The organism is Conexibacter woesei DSM 14684, assembly GCF_000025265.1.
Lineage (GTDB): Bacteria > Actinomycetota > Thermoleophilia > Solirubrobacterales > Solirubrobacteraceae > Conexibacter > Conexibacter woesei.
In genome coordinates this window covers 5,704,280-5,723,551 of sequence record NC_013739.1, presented here as the reverse complement: position 1 = coordinate 5,723,551, position 19,272 = coordinate 5,704,280, and the positions used below count along the sequence as shown (strand labels likewise).

Below are 19,272 nucleotides of genomic sequence, written 5' to 3'. Positions count from 1 at the left end.
CAGGAGATGCAAGGAATGACGCTGTCGACTATCCGCATGAGAGGAGGCCGACGGCTGCTGTTCACGATGGCAGTCGTCTGCGCCGCTCTCGTGGCGCTGATGTTCGCGAGCTCCGCGCAGGCGGACTTCGGGGTCAGAGAGTTCGGTGGCGAGGTCGCGCAGCAGGACGGCTCGCCGGCGACGCAAGCGGGATCGCACCCGTACCGGGCCACGGTGAACATCGAGTTCAACACTCACGCAGGTCCGACGGACGGGGTGGAGATCGCCGACGCCGACGTGAAGGACATCGAGGTCGACCTCCCTCCGGGATTCATCGGAAATCCGAACGCCGCACCGAAGTGCGACGAACGGGACCTTCAGACGTCGCTCGAGCTTGCGTGCCCCGCTGCGACGCAGGTCGGGCTCGCGGTGCACAGACTCGCTTCGTGGGGGCTCTTCTACGCGAAGGTCTACAACATGGTGCCGCCGGAAGGCGTGCCCGCGCAGTTCGCGATGCAGGCCGCTGGCGTGGTCATCCATCTCAACGCGAAGGTTCGCAGCAACGGTGACTACGGGCTCACCGTGGTGGTCCCGAACGTCTCCCAGAAGGTCAGCATACTCGGCACATCCATGACGTTCTGGGGCGTTCCGGGCGATCCGTCGCATGACAGCGAGCGCGGTCAATGCGTGGGTGCGACCGGTCCCACCGGCGGCCTCTGTCCGACAGATGCGCCGACGAAGGCGTTCCTCACGAACCCGATGCACTGCACGGATAGCACGCTCTCGACGGTCATCCGTGCGAGTCCCTGGAACAACCCGTCGCAGATCGCGACGGCGAGCTTCGACCACGACGTGAACGACATCCCGATGAAGGTCGAAGGATGCGACCGCGTGCCGTTCGACGGATCGCTGTCCGCCAAGCCGCTGTCGCGGGTGGCGGGAGCGCCGTCGGCGTACGAGTTCGACGTCGATCTGCCCCGCAACGACAACCCGAACGGCCTGGACATCTCGACACTGAGAAAGGTCGTCACCAGACTGCCGCTCGGCATGTCGGTGAACCCGTCCTCGGCCGACGGCCTGGAGGGCTGCGACGACGTCCAGTTCGGCCGCACGAGTCTCGCTGACGCCCAGTGCCCGGAGGCGTCGAAGATCGGCACGCTGCGGATCACCACGCCGCTGCTCGACGTGCCGCTGACGGGCGACATCATCCTCGGCAGACCGTTGCCGAACCAGCTGCTGCGCCTGTTCCTCGTCGCAAGAGGCGCCGGAGTGACGGTCAAGCTCGCGGGCGACGTGACGCCGGATCCGGTCACGGGTCAGTTGACCGCGACCTTCGACAACAACCCGCAGCTGCCGTTCACGAACCTGCATCTCGAGTTCAAGGGCGGGCCGCGCGCCGCACTGTCGAACCCGCCGGTGCAGGGCACCTACACGACGACGACCGAGTTGACGTCGTGGAGCGGCAAGACGGTCACCTCGAACAGCACCTTCGCGATCACCGAAGGTGCGAAGGCGCTCGGCTTCACGCCTGATTTCGCCGCCGGCACGATCAGCCCGCAGGCGGGCACGAGCTCACCGTTCGCGCTGTCGTTCGGTCGCGGGGACGACGATCAGCGGTTGAAGGACATCGTCGTCAGCCTCCAGCAGGGCATCACGGGCGCTATCGCATCGCGCGACCTGTGCTCGGCGGGTCTCGCTGCGGCCGGCACGTGCGCCGAGGCCTCGCGGATCGGCTCGACGACGACCGGCGCCGGTGCGGGCACGAACCCGTTCTACCTCCCCGGTCGCGTGTACATCACGGGTCCGTACAAGGGGGCCCCGTTCGGGCTCTCGATCGTCGTTCCGGCGATCGCCGGACCGTTCGATCTCGGCACCGTCGTGGTGCGGGCAGCGATCTTCGTGGACAAGGAGACCGCCGCATTGAGAATTGCGTCGGAGCCGCTGCCGACGATCCTCCAGGGGATCCCGCTGCAGATCCGGGACGTGCGGGTCAACATCGACCGGCCGGGCTTCATGATCAATCCGACCAACTGCGCACCGGGCAGAATCGATGCGCAGATCGGCTCGGCAGACGGTGCCTCGGCGGCCGCCAGATCGCGGTTCCAGGTGACGAACTGCGGCCAGCTTCCGTACCGGCCGAAGATGAAGCTGCAGGTGGGTGCGAGAGGGCGGACCAGTGACGGCATGACGACGCCGTTCGCGGTGACGCTCAGCATGACCCCGGGCCAAGCGAACAACAAGTCCGTCCAGGTGACGCTTCCCAAGACGCTGAACTCGCGTTTGAGAGTCATCAACGACGCGTGCAAGCTCGAGGAGTTCAAGGCCGGAGCGTCGGCGTGCAAGAGCGTCGGAACCGCGGTCGCGGTAACGCCCCTGCTGCGAGATCCGCTGCGGGGCAACGCGTACTTCGTCAGAAACCCGGCACGGAGAATCCCGGACCTGATGGTGGCGCTCAAGGGCCAGGTCGACATAGACCTGACCGGCAAGGTGACGATTCCGCGGGATCTGACCCTCCGCACCACGTTCGACACCGTGCCGGACGTGCCGATCACGAAGTTCACGATGAGATTCGTCGCCGGGAGACGCGCGCCGATCGGCATCGTGACGAACCTCTGCACACCGAGAGGGCGGGCCGGCAGAGCGAGACTCGCGTTCCGGTCGCAGGGCGGCAGACTGCGGGCGTACGAGCAGAAGCTCAGCATCGTCGGCTGCGCGAAGGCGAGAAGAGCCGCCAAGCGCTGATCGCGCGAGGGTCAGGAGCAGGAGGAACGGGCGGCGTCGCATGACGCCGCCCGTTTCGTTTGCGGTTGCTCCGCTCGCCGTGCGCAGTAGCGGGTTGACGACGGCGGTCCGGCCCGGTTGGATCTTGGTGTCCGGCGAAATCGGCGCCGGGAGGCATCCGTCGTTCTTGGGGGAGCTGTGATGCGGATCGGTGTGCTGCGCGACGAAGGAATCGTCAACTCGCTCTATCGGGCGGTGATCCCCATGGAGACGCTGGCCGCGCGCGGTCACGACGTCCGTTGGGACGGGAAGACCACCAGAGCGTTCAACGTCCGGATGCTCGAGTCGTGCGACGTGGTCTACGTCCATCGCTTTTGGGACCCGGACGGGCAGAAGCTCGTCCGCCACCTCAGGAGCCAGGGCGTCGCGGTGTGGTGGGACAACGACGACGACATCTCGGCGGTTCCGAGAGAGAGCGTCATGTACAAGAAGTCCGGTGGCGTGCGTGGTGCGGCCATAGTCGCCGGCATGAAGCGCATGATGGGGCTCGCCGATCTCGTGACGACGCCGAGCGAGGTGCTCGCGGAGCGGTATCGAGCCTACGACCTCGCCCCAGTCCGCGTGATCGAGAACTACCTCCCGGATCACTTTCCGAACGCTGCGGCGCGCAGGTCGGCAGGTGACACAGTCACGATCGGCTGGACGGCCGGTCTGGAGCACGGCCTCGACCTCGAGAAGCTCGGATTGCGGCCTGTCCTGCAGCGCCTGCTCGACGTCGACGAGCGCGTCCGCGTGGTCGGAACGGGGCTGCAGCTGGATCTTCGCGGCGACCGATATCGCCACATCCGTGGCGTCCAGCTCAGCGAGCTCGCGGCGCACAACGCCACCTACGACATCGGGATCGCTCCACTCGCGGACATCGCGATGAACCGGGCGCGGTCCGACATCAAGGTGAAGGAGTACGCCGCCGGCGGCGTGCCGTGGCTCGCCTCACCTGTCGGTCCGTACCGCGACCTCGGCGAGAAGCAAGGCGGGCGCCTCGTGCCGGACGACCGCTGGGCCGAGGAGCTCACGCGCCTCGTCGACGACGCTCGCGCTCGTCGCAAGCTCGCAAAGCGGGCCGGGAAGTGGGGCAAGAGCTCAACGATCTCGGAGAACGTGAGCGTATGGGAGGACGGCCTCAGAACGGCGGTCTCCCTCGCGGGCCGGCGCTGACGGTCGGCGCCTGACGGCCGGCGCCCGCGGGTCGCCGCCCGTCAGCGCGGGCGATACGGGCGGCGACCGCGGGAGAATCAAGCCCTCTAGGTGTACTCCTCCGGATACACGTCCTCCATGGTTTCATGCGTCACCTCGCGGGTGAGGTCGTCGAGCGAGCCGTACGTGTAGACGAGCACCGTGCGCACGAGCCCTTCTCTCCGCAGCGGGGCGACGCGATGCAGCGCGGTGTCGGCCCTCAGCAGGTAGGCCATGCCAGGCGCCACTGGTCCGCTGAGGATCTCGTTGTTCGAGAGATGCCAGTCGATTCTCGGCTGGTCCTTGTCCCACGTCGTGTTCGGCACGAACTCGAGCCCGCCGCCGTCCGCCGGATCCGCGGGCGCGTCGACGACCCAGACCATCGAGTACGTGTAGTCATCCCAGTGCCAGCCGTGGGAGTCGCCGGCCTGCGTCATGCGCGAGATCAGCACCTCCTCGGGCTCGTGCGGTGCCGCGGAGGTCGCTGCCGTGCGGGCCCTCTGCGCGCAGTTGCGGGCACGACCTGACGTCTTTCAGATACTCGTACGCCGAAGCTGGCGCGCTTCGTCGCTGCGGTCACGGGCGAGCCGCAGGTCGTACATGCCAAACAGCCAAACAGCAACGCCGCCTGACTCCAGCATCCCGGCTCCAAGCAGCCGAGGTCACGCCCGACCCGACCCGACCCGGCTCAGGTGAGGGACGGGACTCTGCTCGCGCGCCCTGAAGTCGGTAAGGACGGGGAGGTGCCGCGGCCTCGCCGGTGGCGGTCCCGTGGCCGATGTACTTCTTTCCTGTTTTTCGATAGAATCGTTGCGCTTGGCGCGCGGCCCGCCAACAGGTGGAGTCTCGGCCAGGCAGCGCGAAACCACGCAAGGGGGTTTGCCAATGGGAGCGTGTCGCCTTGTCAGCGACACCGAGCGGCGCATGGCGCTGCGCAGGCTGTGCTGGCCGCTTGCAGAACACTTGCGGAGACGGGGCGGCTCCGCTGTCTCGTCGTAAGTGAACTACTGAAAGGGAACTATGTTCAGGCACACGAGGACCTTGCTGATCTCGGGCATGACTGTGATCGTCGCGCTGCTGAGCATGGCAGCAACGGCAAGCGCGGGCAATGTCAGAATCAACGCGAACGGTCCGTTCACGGCGACGTCGATAGGGACGCTCGACCTGAATTCGCCGATAGCGACGCTGAACTGCACTGTCACTCTCGTCGGCTCCACCAACGCCGGTCCGATATCCACCGGAGGCACCGCTGGAACGGTGAACACAGTGACCATATCGCCCAACCCATGTAGAGGCTTCGCGGTGAGAACGCTAGCCACGCCATGGCCGATCCTGCTCGAAGACCTATCGCTACTCCCGATCGGCGCCCTATTCCGGATACCAAATGTGCAATTCACCGTTGGTCCCTGCCTATACGCAGGTGCGATCGGATTCCTACTCGCGAACGGGTCCGGCCTCATCGGCATACTAAGAAATGCGCTGACTGGGGCACCGAGAGTCCCATGCGGGACCGGCAGCTTGTCCGGCACCGGATTCCAATTCAGACCGAACACACAGGAGATAGTCTCGGACCTATAACCGCCGCGGTCGCTAACGCCGCATGGCACCGTGTGCCAATAGGAAGGGGTGCGCCTCGATGAGGCGCACCCCTCTCATTTAGTGGGGGCAGGCGCTGGGCGTCCCCCAGACGTACCGTCTGTGCTTTATAAGACGGCTGACTACACTAGGTCGCTGGATATGACCTGAGACGTCGGGTTGAACTGGAACCCTCTGCCGGAGAGGCTGCCGTTGCCGCACGGAGAGGTCGGCAATCCGGGCAAGGTGTTTCTTAGTATCTGGATGATGCCGGACCCGTTGGCGATTAGGAATCCGATCGGACCCTGATATAGGCAAACGCTGACCGAGAACTGGACGTTCGGTATCTCGAATAGCGCGCCGGTCGGGAGTAGCGATAGGTCTCTGAGGATGATCGGCCACGGCGTTCTTAGGACGACGACTCTGAAGCCTCTGCACGGATTTGGAGCTATGGCGACGCCAGTAACCTGGCCGGCTGTCCCGCCGATCGCTATCGGGCCGGGGTTCGTCGTGCCGGTGAGGGTGACGGTGCAGTTAAGCGTCGCTATCGGCGAGTTCAGGTCGAGTGTGCCTATCGACGTCGCCGTGAACGGCCCACTATTACTGATTCTGACTCTGCCGGCGGTCGCCGTGGAGGCCATCGACGCGAGTGCGGCGAGGGCCACCAAGCCGATCAGCAGGAATCTGATGCGCTTGAGCATGGTCTGCTTTCGTTGTCGTGCGTCGTTATGTCGACGCAGATGTACCTGTGTGAATACGGAGCGACCTGGTCGCTCTAGTGGAAGGCGTGAGCCCCTGAGACGTGCGCGTATTGGCCGACCGCGACGGTCGGCGTCCTATCACCCCCTTTCTCATGGCACGCTCGGACCGGCAGCGGCGTCCTTCTGCTGCAAGGCATGCTGCTCGACCCGAGGAGACCCGACGAGTCTAGCCGAAATTGCAAAAGCAGGTCAAGCAATGCACATGTAAGATGACTCTAGCGGTCGGCAGGAACACGGAGCACTACGCACTTGCATCTAGAGTCACGCGCGTTTACAGTCTGTTGGAGGTTCGTGCAGCACGGAGGAGAGGAGCGGCGGATGCAAACGCGCAGCCGGCGGCGACGCCTGTGTCGTCTTGGCGGGATTGCGGCAGGAGCGGGTGTCGGGATCGTGGGCGTGCTTGCCCCGTTGTCGGTCGCGCAGGCGGCAGCCGGCGAGCGAGGCTATGAGCTCGTCTCGCCGGTCGACAAGAGCTTCAGCGACATCGCGGAGACGAGTTCGCGCATACGCGCGACCCCGTCCGGAGATCGGGTCGGCTTCGTGTCGACGGGCGCTTTCGGCGACGCGCAGGGCACCGGTGCCGTCGCACAGTACCTCGCTCGTCGGGGATCGGGCGGCTGGGAGACGAAGGCGATCACTCCCAGACAGCAGACCGGGCCGGGGTCGAGCGGCAACTCGACGATCTACTACGACTTCACCACCGATCTCGGGCTCGGGCTGACGCTTGTGACGAATCCTCCTCCGGTGCCGACGCCGACGCCCGATACGCAGAACCTCTACGTGCGCGAGGATGCGACAGGGGCATTCCGGCTCGTGACGAGCTTGGCGCCACCGGTGCCAGACTCCGGGTATGCGCCGATCTACGCCGCGGCGTCGAGTGACTTCAGCCACGTGCTGTTCGAGTCCAATCGCGCGCTCACTCCCGATGCAACGGACGACGGTCTGCGAAAGCTCTACGAATCAGTCGATGGGACTGTGCGCCTCGCGGGAATTCTCCCTGATGGAAGAGTGTCGACCGACGAGACGATCGCGGGGGTGGGAGCCTCCAGAGGGCCCACCGGAGGGTCTCTCGACCCCTCGCAGGCGGAGACGTCGCGCACGATCTCCGACGATGGCTCGGTCGTATTCTTCACCGCGGTTCCTACCCCTGAGTCCGGCAACGGCCAGATCTACGCTCGCATCGACGGCACCAGAACCGTGCACGTGACGAGATCTCAGCGGGCCGTCCCCGACCCTGGGGGAACGAGACCGGCGACGTTTGCGGGAGCCTCGCAGGACGGGCGAACGGTCTACTTCACGACGACCGAGCAGTTGCTCGACGCGGACGCGAACGGCGCGGCGGACCTCTACCGGTTTGACACGATGGATGGCGGGTTGACCCTGGTCTCGGTCGACAGCGAGCCGGCGGACGGGACGAATGCGATCGTCCAAGGCGTCCTTGGGTTGAGTGATGACGGTGACACCATCTACTTTGCAGCGTTTGGGCGGCTCACGCTTGACGCCAGAGATCTCCCTGCTGCTCCCAAGCTGTACCAGTGGCATGCGGGGAGACTCACGTACGTCTCGGAACTCTCTGGCGCCGATTCGACGTTGTGGGGTGGGGAATACGGAACCGGACGCTTGGTCCGGGTTTCTTCCGACGGAAGCGCGATCCTCTTTGTCTCGCTCGAATCGCTCAACGGCTACGACAACGGAGGACTGTTCGTCGGGCAGGTGTACCTCTATCGGAGCGGCGACGCTGGTCCGCGGTGTCTCTCGTGCATGCCGAGCGGCACGGCGAACGTCACCGACAGTTCGATCAGTTCCGCGGCTTCCGGCATAGCAGGGGGCACGGTTGGTTACGAGCCGAGAACACTCTTGAACGACGGGTCACAGGCGTACTTCATGACTGCCAACCCGCTCGTCAGCGAGGACGTGAACGGGAAGGTCGACGTCTACGAGTATCGCCCCGGCACCGCTGAGCTCCAGCTGATCTCATCTGGAACCAGCGCTGCCAACTCGTACTTCGGAGACGCGAGCGAAGACGGCGAAGACGTCTTCTTCGTGACGCGCGACAGATTGAGCCCGCGCGATCGCGATAGCAATCTCGATCTCTACAACGCACGCGTGGGAGCGCAGAACGAGACCCCGCCTCCGCCGGGTCCGACGCCGTGCATCGGCGACGAGTGCCAGGGGCTTCCGAACGTGACGCCGCAGCTCGAGCCGCTCCCGTCAGGGGACGCGGACGGCAGCGACGGCAACCTCATCGAGCAGCCGGCGGCTCCCAAGCCCTCGGTCAGAATCGTTGCCCTCGGCAGAGGTGCGCGCTCGCAGCTGGCGAGATCGGGACGCGTCGTCCTCAGAGTCCGGGTGTCGGGTGCCGGGCAGCTTCTCGTGACGGCCTCCACTCGAGTTCGCGCATTGACGGCGACGGTTGCGCGGAAGACCGTTCGCACCAAGAGAGCGGCCGTTGTGAGAGTGACGTTGAGACTCGCGAGAAGCGCGCGCCAGGCCCTCGGAAGACGCGGGAGGCACAGAGTGAGGTTCGACGCCATGCTCTCCAGCAGAGGTGACAACGCTGTGGGCGCGATGACCGTCACGGTGGAGGGAAGACGATGAACATGCCGCGGTCAGTGCAGCGCGACGTGAGCGCGCCGAGACTCACATCGGGTCCGCAGCAGGCGCGACGCCGTCCCGGGGGGGACGGTCGCCGCGGACGGCCTCGCAGTGCGATGTCGGCGTGTCTTGCGATCGCGATCGTTTCCCTTGCCGCTGCGGTTTGCGCTCCGTCCGCTCTCGCGGACTTCGGTGTCCAGGAGTTCAGCGGCGAAGTCTTGAACCGCGACGGAACGCCGGCGACCCAGGCCGGCGCGCATCCGTTCAGCGCGTCGACGACGATCAAGTTCAACTCGCACGACGTCAACGGACAGCCGGTTCCTGACGCGGACGTACGTGACATCACTGTTGATCTCCCGGCGGGGTTCATCGGCAACCCGAACGCAACGCCGAAGTGCCCCCAGCAGGAGCTCTACACGAGCGATCAGCTCGATTGCTCGCCGGCGACGCAGGTGGGTTGGGCTCAGTTCGGGCTGACGGACTATCTGCCGTTGTTCAACATCTATTCGAAGGTCTACAGCATGGAGCCGCCCGAGGGGGTTCCCGCGCAGTTCGCGATGAACCTGACGGGGCTCATCGTGGTGCTGAACGCCCAGGTACGCGATGACGGGACCTATGGACTGACGATCAACGTCCCGAACATCTCGCAGCTGGTCGGCATCGTCGAGACGAGACTCACCTTCTGGGGAGTGCCTGCGGACAGAGCGCACGACGAGTACCGCGGGATATGCCTCACGACGAACATAGGGCCCATCGGGATACAGTGCCCCACGGACGTGCCGCGGCGCGCGTTCCTGACGAACCCGTCGAATTGCGACGCCGGTCCGTTGACGACGAGCCTGCGAGCGAGCCCATGGGCCGATCGCTCGATCGTCGCACGTGGGAGCTTTGACCACGATGTCAGAGGCAACGCGATGGAGGTGGAGAACTGCGACGTCGTACCGTTCGAGGCGTCGCTCGACGCCAGACCGGTCTCCCAGGTAGCGGGGGCCCCATCGGGTTACGTGTTCGATGTAAACATCCCGCAGGACGACAACCCGGACGGATTGGCGACGGCGCCGATGAAGAAGGCCGTCGTGAAGTTGCCCGAAGGCGTGCGTGTGTCACCGTCCGCGGCGGGCGGGCTGGAGGGCTGCGCCGACGAGGAGTTCCGGTTGCGGTCCGCCGGCGACGCGCGATGCTCGGACGGATCGAAGGTCGGCACACTCAGAATCGACACGCCGCTGCTTTCGAGACCGCTCGACGGGTCGATCTACCTCGGCAGACCGCTTCCGGGCCAGCTGCTGCGGATCTTCCTCGTCGCGAGAGGGCAGGGAGTGACGGTCAAGATACCCGGGTCGGTGAACCCAGACCCGAACACGGGCCAGTTGTCGGCGATCTTCGACAACAACCCGCAGCTCCCGTTCTCGAACTTGCACCTCGAGTTCAAGGGCGGACCGCGCGCGTCGCTGTCCAACCCGCCCGTGCAGGGCACCTACACCACCGTCACAGAACTCACGTCCTGGTCCGGAAAGACGGTGACGTCGAACAGCACGTTCAACATCACGCAAGGCCCGAGAAGCCTTGTCTTCGCACCTAAGCTCACGGCAGGGTCGACTGATTCGAAGGCAGGGAAGAGCACCGGCCTGTCGTTCAAGCTCGGCTTCTCCCGCACCGACGGGGACGAGGAGTTCAACGGGCTGACGGTCAACATGCCCAAGGGTCTGCTCGCCAGACTGGCGGGGCGGACGCTCTGCTCCGAGGCTCAAGCCGCCGCCGGGACGTGCGGCGAGGGCTCACGCGTCGGAAGTGTGACCACTGCGGCTGGTGCCGGGACGAACCCATTCGCGTTGCCCGGTCGCGTGTACATCGGGGGCCCGTACAAGGGAGCGCCGTTCGGTCTGTCGATCGTCGTGCCGGCGGTCGCAGGGCCGTTCGACCTCGGCACGGTCGTGGTGCGGGCGGCGATCCACGTTGATCCGATCACGACGGAGCTGAGAATCGTCTCCGACCCGTTGCCGCGGATCCTCGAGGGCATCCCGCTGCAGATCCGGTTGGTCGACGTCAGCATCGACCAGCCGAACTTCATGATCAATCCGACGAGCTGTGCGGTGATGAACGTCGCGGCGCAGCTGAGCTCGACGCTCGGAAAGATCGCGAACGTCGCGAACAGGTTCCGGGCGACCGACTGTGCGCTGCTGCCGTTCAGACCGAGAATGCGGTTGACGGTCGGCGACAGAACGCACACGCGCGGTGGGGACTCGACCCCGGTCTCGGCGACGCTGAACATGCCGGTGGGCAATGCGAACAACAGAGCAGTGCAGGTGATCCTGCCGAAGACGCTCGCGGCTCGACTCGAAGTGCTGAACGTGAGAAAGGCGTGCACGTTCGAGCAGTTCAAGGCGGAGAGATGTCCGATCAACGTGGGCAGCGCCGTGGCGGTGACGCCAGTGCTCCGCGATCCGCTCAAGGGCAGCGTGTACCTCGTCAGACACCCTGCGCGGAGACTCCCGGACGTCATGGTCGCTCTGAAGGGTCAGGGCGACGCGAAAGCGCTCTCGATCGACGTGACCGGAAAGGTCACGATCCCGCGAGACCTGCGCATCCGTACGACGTTCGACACAGTCCCCGATGCGCCGATCACGATGTTCCGGCTGAACTTCCGCACCGGTAGAAACGCACCGATTGCGGCGGTGGACAACCTCTGCACCGCGAGAGCGAGACGCGAGTCGATCGCCGAGCTGGCGTTCGTCGCTCAGAGCGGCAAGCGCGCCTCGGCCAGACAGCGGATCAACATCGCCGGGTGCCGTGGCACTTCGTCTGGCAGAAGAGCGGCCGGCAGAAGAGGCAGAAGAAGCGAGGCGAGCAACCGCGCGCGCTGAGAACTCGACACGGCCGCCCGCTTCCGGGGGGCCGGACCGCGATTCGCACGACGGGGCGGCACCGCATGGTGCCGTCCCGTCGTCGTTCCGGGCCGGTCGCTCGCTCGCAATTTGTCCAATCTGTTGTCAGTAAATCGTTGGAATCTGGTTAGGTTGCTGCGGAGTCTTGACAAACCTCGGCGGGATGCGGTTGAGTACCGACTGTGAGGAGAGCTGCCCCCAGCGGGTCGTTGGCGTCGTTGCGGGATCGCAATCGCCGCCTGCTCGTCGACGAGCTTCGGCGGGCCGGGCTGATCAGCCGCGCCGAGCTGGCGCGGCGGACCGGGCTCTCCCGCTCGACCGTCTCGACGCTCGTCGCCGACCTGCAGGCGCAGGGCCTGGTAGCTGAGCGGGAGGTCGACGGCGCCGGGCCTCAGGGCGGGCGGCCGCCCGTGCTGCTCAGCCTCGAACGCGCCGCGGGCGTGGCGCTCGGGATCGACTTCGGCAAGCGGCACGTGCGTGTGATCGTCTCCGACCTCGCGCACACCGTGCTCGCCGACGTCGAGCGCCCGATGGAGACCGAGCAGAGCGCTCCGGAGGGGTTCGAGGTCGCGGTCGCGCTCGTTCATCAGGCGCTGGCGGATGCGGGAGTCGAACAAACCGACGTGATCGGCGCCGGCATGGGCGTCCCCGGGCCGATCGACATCTCCACCGGCGAGGTCGGCTCCTCGGCGATCCTGCCCGGCTGGATCGGCCTGCGCCCGCGAGAGGACATGAGCGCCCGCCTCGGGCTCGCTGTCAGGGTCGAGAACGACGCCAACCTCGGCGCGCTCGCCGAGCTGACGTGGGGTGCTGGACGCGACACCCAGGACTTCGTCTACGTCAAGGTCGCGAGCGGCATCGGCAGCGGCCTCGTGCTCGGCGGCCAGCTCTACACCGGCGCCGGCGGCATCGCGGGCGAGATCGGCCACTCGATGGTCGACGAGCGCGGCGCCGTCTGTCGCTGCGGCAACCGCGGCTGCCTCGAGACGATTGCATCGACGCGGCAGATCCGCGAGCTGCTGCGCCCCGCGCGCGGCGCCGATCTCACGATCGAGGAGGTCATAGCGCATGCCCGCGAGGGTGACCGCGCGTCACGCCGGGTGATCGGCGACGCCGCCCGCGCGATCGGCGTCGTCGTCGCACAAGTTTGCAATGTCCTCAATCCGGCGAAGGTCATCGTCGGAGGCGACCTCAGCGCAGCGGGCGACGTCCTGCTCGATCCCCTGCGCGACGAGGTCTCCCGCCATGCCGTTCCGGCGGCGGGAGGGCATGTAGAGATCGTCCCAGGCGTGCTGGGGCGACGTGCCGAGGTGCTTGGCGCCGCGGCACTCGTACTGCGCGACGTGGACGGCTTCACGTTCAACGCACCGGGGGAGGTAACGCACCAAGCCGGGTAAATCCAACGGCAGGAGGAAGTACGCATGAATCGGAGGTACGTACGCATCCTCGCGCTCATCGCGGCAGCGATCCTGAGCGTGGGCGCACTCGCAGCATGCGGGAGCGACGACGACGACAACAGCACCACCGCCAGCGGCGGGGCAGCGACCACCGGCACCACCACCGGTGGCGGCTCGAGCGGCAAGGTCGCGCTCCTGCTCCCCGAGAACAAGACGGCGCGCTACGAGTCCCAGGACCGGCCGCTGTTCGAGAGAAAGATGAGAGAGATCTGCCCCGACTGCGAAGTGATCTACTCCAATGCGGAGCAGGACGCTTCCAAGCAGCAGTCTCAGGCTGAGGCGGCGATCACCAACGGCGCGAGAGTGCTCGTGCTCGACCCGGTCGACGGCAGAGCCGCGGCCGCGATCGCCACGCGCGCCAAGCAGTCCGACATCGGCGTGGTCGCCTACGACCGCGCGATCGAGAACGCCGACATCGATTACTACATCTCGTTCGACAACGCCAAGGTCGGTGAGCTGCAGGCGACGGCGCTGATCGACAAGCTCAGAAGAGACGGCAGAACGAGCGGCGACCTCGTGATGATCAACGGTGCGCCGACCGACCCGAACGCCGCGCTCTTCAAGAGAGGCGCGCACAGCGTCATCGACAGAAGCGACTTCAGAGTCGGCAAGGAGTACGACACGCCCGACTGGTCGCCTGACAGAGCGCAGACCGAGATGGAGCAGGCGATCACCTCGCTCGGCAGAGACGGCTTCGTCGGCGTCTACGCCGCCAACGACGGCACCGCCGGCGGTGCGATCGCGGCGATGAGATCGAACGGACTCGACCCCGCGAGCCGGCCCACCACGGGCCAGGACGCGGAGCTTGCCGCAATCCAGCGGATCGTCGCCGGCGACCAGTACATGACGATCTACAAGGCGATCAAGCCCGAGGCGGAGGACGCCGCGCAGCTCGCGTACGACCTGCTCAACGGCAACACCTCGAGCGACCTCGTCAACCAGCAGGTCAACAACGGCACGAAGGACGTGCCGTCCGTGATTCTCAGACCGGTCACGGTCACGCAGGACAACATCAGAGACACCGTCGTCAGAGACGGATTCTGGACGGTCGATCAGATCTGCACCCCCGCGTACGCGGCCGCGTGCAGAAGAATCGGACTGCAGTAGAGAGGAGAGAGCACGGATGAACGGATGTCTGACATGACCGCGACGGCTACATCGACGCCGCTGCTCGAGCTCCGAGGCGTCAGCAAGAGCTTCGGTGCCGTGCAGGCGCTCACCGGCGTGGACTTCGACGTCCATGCCGGCGAGGTCGTCGGGCTCGTCGGCGACAACGGTGCCGGGAAGTCGACGCTCGTGAAGGTCATGTCGGGCATCCACCTGCCCGACGACGGGGCGTACGTGTTCGAGGGCGAAGAGCGCCGGATCGGCGGTCCCAACGATCCGGCGGCCCTCGGCGTCGCCACCGTCTACCAGGACCTCGCGTTGTGCGACAACCTCGACGTCGTCGCCAACCTCTTCATCGGCCGCGAGGAGATCTCACGCGGCCCGGCGAGGTTCGTCCACGAGCTCGACGAGCCCGAGATGGAGAAGCGGGCCGCCGAGCTGCTCAGAACGTTCTCGATCAACATCCCGTCGCTGCGCGCCGAGGTCGGCATGATGTCCGGCGGTCAGCGCCAGTCGATCGCGATCGCCCGCTCGCTCGTCGGCGACGCGAAGGTCGTCCTGCTCGACGAGCCGACCGCGGCGCTCGGCGTCGCGCAGACCGCCCAGGTGCTCGCGCTCGTCAAGCGCCTGCGCGAGCAGGGCCTCGGCGTCGTCGTCATCTCGCACAACCTCTCCGACATCTTCGAGGTCGTCGATCGCATCTTCGTGCTGCGGCTCGGCACGAAGGCCGGCACGTTCGCCGTCGGCGACACGACGCCGGAGGAGGTCGTCGGCGCGATCACCGGCGGCAGAGGCACCGTCAGAACCCAGGCGGCCGCCGCCGAGGCCCAGGCGAGCGGCGGAGAGGAGGCGGCGCGATGAGCGTTGCAGCCACACCCGCGACCGAGCCCGCCGCCGGAGGCGGCGGCGAGCAGCCCAACGGCAGCCGCTTCGGCGTCGTCCAGCGCTTCGCCCAGGGCGAGCTCGGCTCGCTGCAGGTGATCCTCGCGCTCGTCGTGATCTGGACCGTCTTCACGGTCGCGAACGACCGCTTCCTGACGTCCACCAACCTCGTCAATCTCGCGCTCCAGATCGCCGGCATCGGCATGATCTCGGTCGGCGTCGTGATGGTGCTCCTGCTCGGCGAGATCGACCTCTCCGTCGGCATCGTCTCCGGCCTCTGCGCGGCCGTCATGGCCGTCCTCAACGTCCAGCACGGCTGGGACCCCTACCTCGCGATCGCCGCTGCGCTCGTCGTCGGCGCCGCGATCGGGCTGTTCCAGGGCACGATCGTCACCGCGCTCGGGATCCCGTCGTTCGTCGTCACGCTCGCCGGTCTGATCGGCTGGCAGGGCGTCCTGCTGTGGGTGCTCGGCGACACCGGCACGGTCAACCTGACCGACCCGAAGATCATCGGCCTCGCCGGCACCTTCTACAGAGGGGCGACCGCATGGGCCCTCGGCGCGATCGTCGTGGTCCTGTTCGCGCTCGCCTGCATCAACGCGCGACGCCGGCGCGTCAAGGCCGGCGTGCCCGCTGCGACGCCGCTGCTCGTCGCGCTGCGGGTGATCGGCGTCGCAGTGATCGTCTTCGGCGTGATCGCCGTGCTGACCGACGACCGCGGCGTCCCGCTCGCGATCCTGATCCTGATCGGCACGGTCGTGATCTTCGACTACATCGTGCGCCGCACGACGTTCGGCCGGCACGTGCTCGCCGTCGGCGGCAACGAGGAGGCGGCGCGCCGGGCCGGCATCCGCGTCAGACGGATCCGCGTCGCCGTCTTCATGATCTCCAGCGTGATGGCGGCGTGCGGCGGCATCCTGCTCGCCTCGCGCCTGCTCGCGGTCAACCAGGGCTCCGGCGGCAGCGACCTGCTGCTGCTCGCGATCGCCGGCCCGGTGATCGCCGGCACGTCGCTGTTCGGTGGCCGCGGCACCGTCTGGTCGGCGCTGCTCGGCGCGCTCGTGATCGGCTCGATCTCCAACGGCATGGACCTGCTCGCGTTCCCGTCCTCGACGAAGAACATGGTCACCGGCGCCGTGCTGCTCGCGGCGGTCGTCGTCGACGCGCTCGCGCGGCAGCGGCGCAGACAGATGGGACGCGTGTAGCCGCGGGTGCCAAGACGATTTCGCAATCCGCGGGCGGATGCACTCCGAACAGGTGGTCATCCGTCCGCGGTTCTGCGATGCTGCGCGACGTGCTGCGTGACTTGATCGAGTCGGGCACCCCGATCCTCGCCGACGCGGGGATCGAGACGCGGATCATGTTCGAGACCGACCTCGAGCTCGACCCGCACATCGAGGTCACCGCGCTGCTCGACCAGCGCGACGGCCGTGAGGTGCTGCGCGACGTGTACGCCACCTACGTCGACGTCGCCTGGGCGCACGGACTGCCCGCGATCATCGGCACGCCGACGTTCCGCGCGAGCCTGCGCTACGTCGAGGGCGCCGGCCGCGGTGGCGTCGAGGCCGTCCGCCGGCTCAACTCCGAGGCGGTCGCGTTCCTCCACGAGATCCGCTCCGGCGGCGACCACGAGCCCGTCTTCATCGCCGGGGTGATCGGACCCTACGGCGACGCCTACCGGCCCGAGGACTGCCTCTCCCACCTCGACGGCGCCGACTACCACGCGGCCCAGGCCGAAGCGCTCGCCGAGGCCGGCGTCGACCTGCTGTTCGCACCGACCTTCCCGTCCGTCGAAGAGGCGCACGGCGCCGCCGTGGCGATGTCGCAGACGAGCGTCCCGTACGCCGTCAGCTTCGTGCTCAACCAGCGCGGGCGGCTGCTCGACGGCACCTACCTGCACGACGCGATCGAGCGGATCGACGACGCGGTCGTGCCGGCGCCGACCCACTACGGGATCTCGTGCGTCCACCCGACCGTCGTCCGCACCGCGCTGCAGGACCTCCACGTCGCCTCCGCGCGTGGCGCCGCGCGGCTGCGCGAGGTGAAGGCGAACGGCTCGTCGCTCGCGCCCGGCCAGCTGGTCGCGCTCGACCACGCCGAGAGCGACCCGCCGGAGGTCTTCGGCGAGTCGATGCACCAGCTCGGGATCGACTTCGGCGTCTCGATCCTCGGCGGCTGCTGCGGCACCGACGCCAAGCATCTTGCAGCGCTGGCGCGCCGACTCGAGGCGAAGGCGGCCTGAAGCTTCCTGGGGGAGGACGGGGCGCGCGCCGGGGTGGGCGCGCGCCCCGCGTCGCGCGGCTGTGCGGCGGGAGTACCATGGGCGTGTGCGCGAGGATCTGATCGAGACCGGCCGCGACGCGATCGAAAGAGGACGCGACGCGCTCGTGGAGCTGGCCGCCAAGCGGCCGAAGCTGCGCGGGGTCTCGCACCAGTGGGCGGCCGTCGCGGCGGTCGTCGCCGGCGCGGCGCTCGTGTGGACGGCGCCCAGCGGCCGCGCGACCGCGGTCGCGGTCGTCTACGCCGTCTCGCTCGTCGGACTGTTCGGCGTCAGCGCCATATACCACCGCATCACCTGGCGGCCGAACGTGCGCCGCTGGATGCGACGGCTCGACCACTCGATGATCTACGTCTTCATGGCCGGCAGCGCGACGCCCGTCGCGCTGCTCGTCGTCGGCGGCACGCTCGGAACGGTGCTGCTCTGCATCGCCTGGGGCGGCGCGCTGCTCGGCGTCGCACTGAACCTCGCGTGGATCGACGCACCGAGAATGCTGAAGGCGATGGGCTACGTAGCGCTCGGCTGGGTCGGCATCATCGCGCTGCCGAAGATCGTCTCGGTGCTCGGCCTGTGGCCGACCGTCCTGTTCCTGCTCGGCGGGCTCTTCTACACCGTCGGCGCGATCGTCTACGCGCGCCGGCGCCCCGACCCGGTGCCGAGAATCTTCGGCTACCACGAGGTCTTCCACGCGCTCGTGATCCTCGCGGCGGCGGTCCACTTCGTCGCCGTCGCCGGGTTTGTGGTGCCGCGGGGCTAGCGTCGTGCCGTCGCCTCAGCGCGGTGATCGACGTCTCGCGCGTTGAACGGCCTCGGCCAGCGGAGCTTCCCACCGCTCAAGGTTGTACGCGGCAGTCTGCCCACGTGCCCAGCTGAGCCCTCGCTTGGCGAGCTTCCTCCGCTCTCGAGGCTTGTGCACGAGCCGTTCGACTGCCGCGGCCCAACCGTGGTTCGGAACGAGCCGCCCGCCCTGCTTCTCGCCCAGCCCTCGGTACGGGCCTATGGGGGACGCCAGCCATGGCACGCCGGCGGCTGCATACTCCTTCAACTTCACGTTGGAACGCGCACGGTTGAATTGTATGTCGTCCAACGGCGCGATCGCGATGTCGAACTCCGCGATGCGCTGTCCGAGGTCTCTGTACGCAACGGCGATCTCCCGCTCATATCGGTCACGCGGGAGGCCGAGGTCGATCCCGATGCTGCGCACCCGCACGTCCGGCTCGCGCTCCAGCACGCTCTCCAGCCATTCGCGCACTCTGAGGTGCTCGAGGTCGTGCAGGTGCTCGCCGCTCGCGACCCACCCGATCACGATGCCGGCATGGGGACGCGCGGGGCCGGCTGTGTACAGGCGGGGCAGGAAGTTCTCGACGATGTGGACGCAGTCGGCCCCGACTCTGCGATAGCTGTCCGCGAGCGGCATGCTCGTCGTCGTCACCACGTCCGCGAGGTGGGCCATCGCCGCGACGTCGCGCAGCAGGCGCTGTTCCTGCATCCCGCCCTTGGCGTGACGGGTGGGCGACGCGTCGGGTATCGCTCCCAGATCGTCGTCGACGTCCCACACGATCGCGACGCCCGCGTCACGCAGCGCTCGCACGAGCATCTGGATCGGTCTGGAGTCGTAGCGGTAGACATGCACCACATCGCAGCGGAACAGCCGCGCTCGCTCCGCGTGCTCTGCTCTTCCGTCGACGATCACCTCGTGACCGAGTGCGGCCAGCTCCGCGACCGGGAAAGCGCGGTACGCGGAATTCGTTGCTTCCAGGTTCGTGAGGATCCCGATCCGCATGGCGCTGGTCAGCATTCCC

Annotated in this window: 13 protein-coding genes and 1 pseudogene; 10 read left to right on the top strand and 4 right to left on the bottom strand. The window is 67.2% G+C overall.

Features of this window, described 5'->3' with window-relative positions; translation table 11 throughout:
- The first annotated feature begins 15 nt into the window (after positions 1 to 15).
- Together CWOE_RS26845 and CWOE_RS26840 are read left to right on the top strand one after the other, a co-directional pair.
- Positions 16 to 2,721: a hypothetical protein gene (locus CWOE_RS26845; RefSeq protein WP_012936804.1), complete on the top strand. Its 2,706-nt coding sequence runs from the start codon at positions 16 to 18 to the stop codon at positions 2,719 to 2,721.
- A gap of 180 nt (positions 2,722 to 2,901) precedes the next feature.
- The gene (locus tag CWOE_RS26840; protein WP_012936803.1) at positions 2,902 to 3,915 is read left to right on the top strand and encodes a glycosyltransferase family protein; all 1,014 of its coding nucleotides are present in this window, start codon (positions 2,902 to 2,904) and stop codon (positions 3,913 to 3,915) included.
- Between the two features lie 86 nt (positions 3,916 to 4,001).
- Here CWOE_RS26840 and CWOE_RS26835 read toward each other — a convergent pair.
- The 3 genes and pseudogenes from CWOE_RS26835 to CWOE_RS26825 all read right to left on the bottom strand — a co-directional run.
- Positions 4,002 to 4,403: pseudogene (locus tag CWOE_RS26835) on the bottom strand (HalD/BesD family halogenase); the annotation flags it as partial.
- Between the two features lie 534 nt (positions 4,404 to 4,937).
- The gene (locus CWOE_RS33705; protein ID WP_160165571.1) at positions 4,938 to 5,252 is read right to left on the bottom strand and encodes a hypothetical protein; all 315 of its coding nucleotides are present in this window, start codon (positions 5,250 to 5,252) and stop codon (positions 4,938 to 4,940) included.
- A gap of 399 nt (positions 5,253 to 5,651) precedes the next feature.
- Positions 5,652 to 6,209, bottom strand: coding sequence for a hypothetical protein (locus tag CWOE_RS26825; RefSeq protein ID WP_012936801.1), 558 nt, complete (start codon positions 6,207 to 6,209; stop codon positions 5,652 to 5,654).
- A 450-nt stretch (positions 6,210 to 6,659) separates the two neighbouring features.
- On the opposite strand from CWOE_RS26825, the gene CWOE_RS26820 reads away from it, so the two are divergent.
- From CWOE_RS26820 to trhA, 8 genes are all read left to right on the top strand, one after another.
- A complete protein-coding gene (locus CWOE_RS26820) occupies positions 6,660 to 8,867 on the top strand; it encodes a hypothetical protein (RefSeq protein WP_148261183.1) in 2,208 nt (735 codons plus the stop codon).
- A 215-nt stretch (positions 8,868 to 9,082) separates the two neighbouring features.
- Positions 9,083 to 11,725 (top strand): hypothetical protein, encoded by a 2,643-nt coding sequence (locus tag CWOE_RS26815; protein ID WP_041731042.1) that lies wholly within the window; start codon positions 9,083 to 9,085, stop codon positions 11,723 to 11,725.
- Positions 11,726 to 11,964: 239 nt separating this feature from the next.
- Complete coding sequence (locus tag CWOE_RS26810; protein ID WP_201447070.1) at positions 11,965 to 13,143, top strand: ROK family transcriptional regulator; 1,179 nt, start codon at positions 11,965 to 11,967, stop codon at positions 13,141 to 13,143.
- Between the two features lie 24 nt (positions 13,144 to 13,167).
- Positions 13,168 to 14,310: an ABC transporter substrate-binding protein gene (locus CWOE_RS26805; protein ID WP_012936797.1), complete on the top strand. Its 1,143-nt coding sequence runs from the start codon at positions 13,168 to 13,170 to the stop codon at positions 14,308 to 14,310.
- A gap of 24 nt (positions 14,311 to 14,334) precedes the next feature.
- Positions 14,335 to 15,171, top strand: a complete 837-nt coding sequence (locus CWOE_RS26800; RefSeq protein WP_012936796.1) for an ATP-binding cassette domain-containing protein — start codon at positions 14,335 to 14,337, stop codon at positions 15,169 to 15,171.
- The gene (locus CWOE_RS26795; protein ID WP_012936795.1) at positions 15,168 to 16,397 is read left to right on the top strand and encodes a sugar ABC transporter permease; all 1,230 of its coding nucleotides are present in this window, start codon (positions 15,168 to 15,170) and stop codon (positions 16,395 to 16,397) included. The genes CWOE_RS26800 and CWOE_RS26795 overlap by 4 nt, the downstream gene beginning before the upstream one ends.
- Before the next feature lie 89 nt (positions 16,398 to 16,486).
- Entirely contained in the window at positions 16,487 to 17,434 is a 948-nt protein-coding gene (locus tag CWOE_RS26790; protein ID WP_160165570.1) for a homocysteine S-methyltransferase family protein, read from the top strand.
- Between the two features lie 85 nt (positions 17,435 to 17,519).
- Positions 17,520 to 18,227, top strand: a complete 708-nt coding sequence (gene trhA, locus CWOE_RS26785) for a PAQR family membrane homeostasis protein TrhA (protein ID WP_012936793.1) — start codon at positions 17,520 to 17,522, stop codon at positions 18,225 to 18,227.
- Between the two features lie 15 nt (positions 18,228 to 18,242).
- Here trhA and CWOE_RS26780 read toward each other — a convergent pair whose 3' ends face one another.
- On the bottom strand, positions 18,243 to 19,268 hold the full coding sequence (locus CWOE_RS26780) for a glycosyltransferase family protein (RefSeq protein WP_012936792.1): 1,026 nt from the start codon (positions 19,266 to 19,268) through the stop codon (positions 18,243 to 18,245).
- Between the last annotated feature and the right edge of the window lie 4 nt (positions 19,269 to 19,272).

Excerpts from the sequence above, each read along its gene's own strand:
- CWOE_RS26800 (WP_012936796.1), top strand. The coding sequence starts at position 14,335 with ATGTCTGACATGACCGCGACGGCTACATCGACGCCGCTGCTCGAGCTC.
- CWOE_RS26825 (WP_012936801.1), bottom strand. The coding sequence starts at position 6,209 with ATGCTCAAGCGCATCAGATTCCTGCTGATCGGCTTGGTGGCCCTCGCC.
- CWOE_RS26840 (WP_012936803.1), top strand. The coding sequence starts at position 2,902 with ATGCGGATCGGTGTGCTGCGCGACGAAGGAATCGTCAACTCGCTCTAT.
- CWOE_RS26845 (WP_012936804.1), top strand. The coding sequence starts at position 16 with ATGACGCTGTCGACTATCCGCATGAGAGGAGGCCGACGGCTGCTGTTC.
- CWOE_RS26780 (WP_012936792.1), bottom strand. The coding sequence starts at position 19,268 with ATGCTGACCAGCGCCATGCGGATCGGGATCCTCACGAACCTGGAAGCA.
- CWOE_RS26795 (WP_012936795.1), top strand. The coding sequence starts at position 15,168 with ATGAGCGTTGCAGCCACACCCGCGACCGAGCCCGCCGCCGGAGGCGGC.
- CWOE_RS26805 (WP_012936797.1), top strand. The coding sequence starts at position 13,168 with ATGAATCGGAGGTACGTACGCATCCTCGCGCTCATCGCGGCAGCGATC.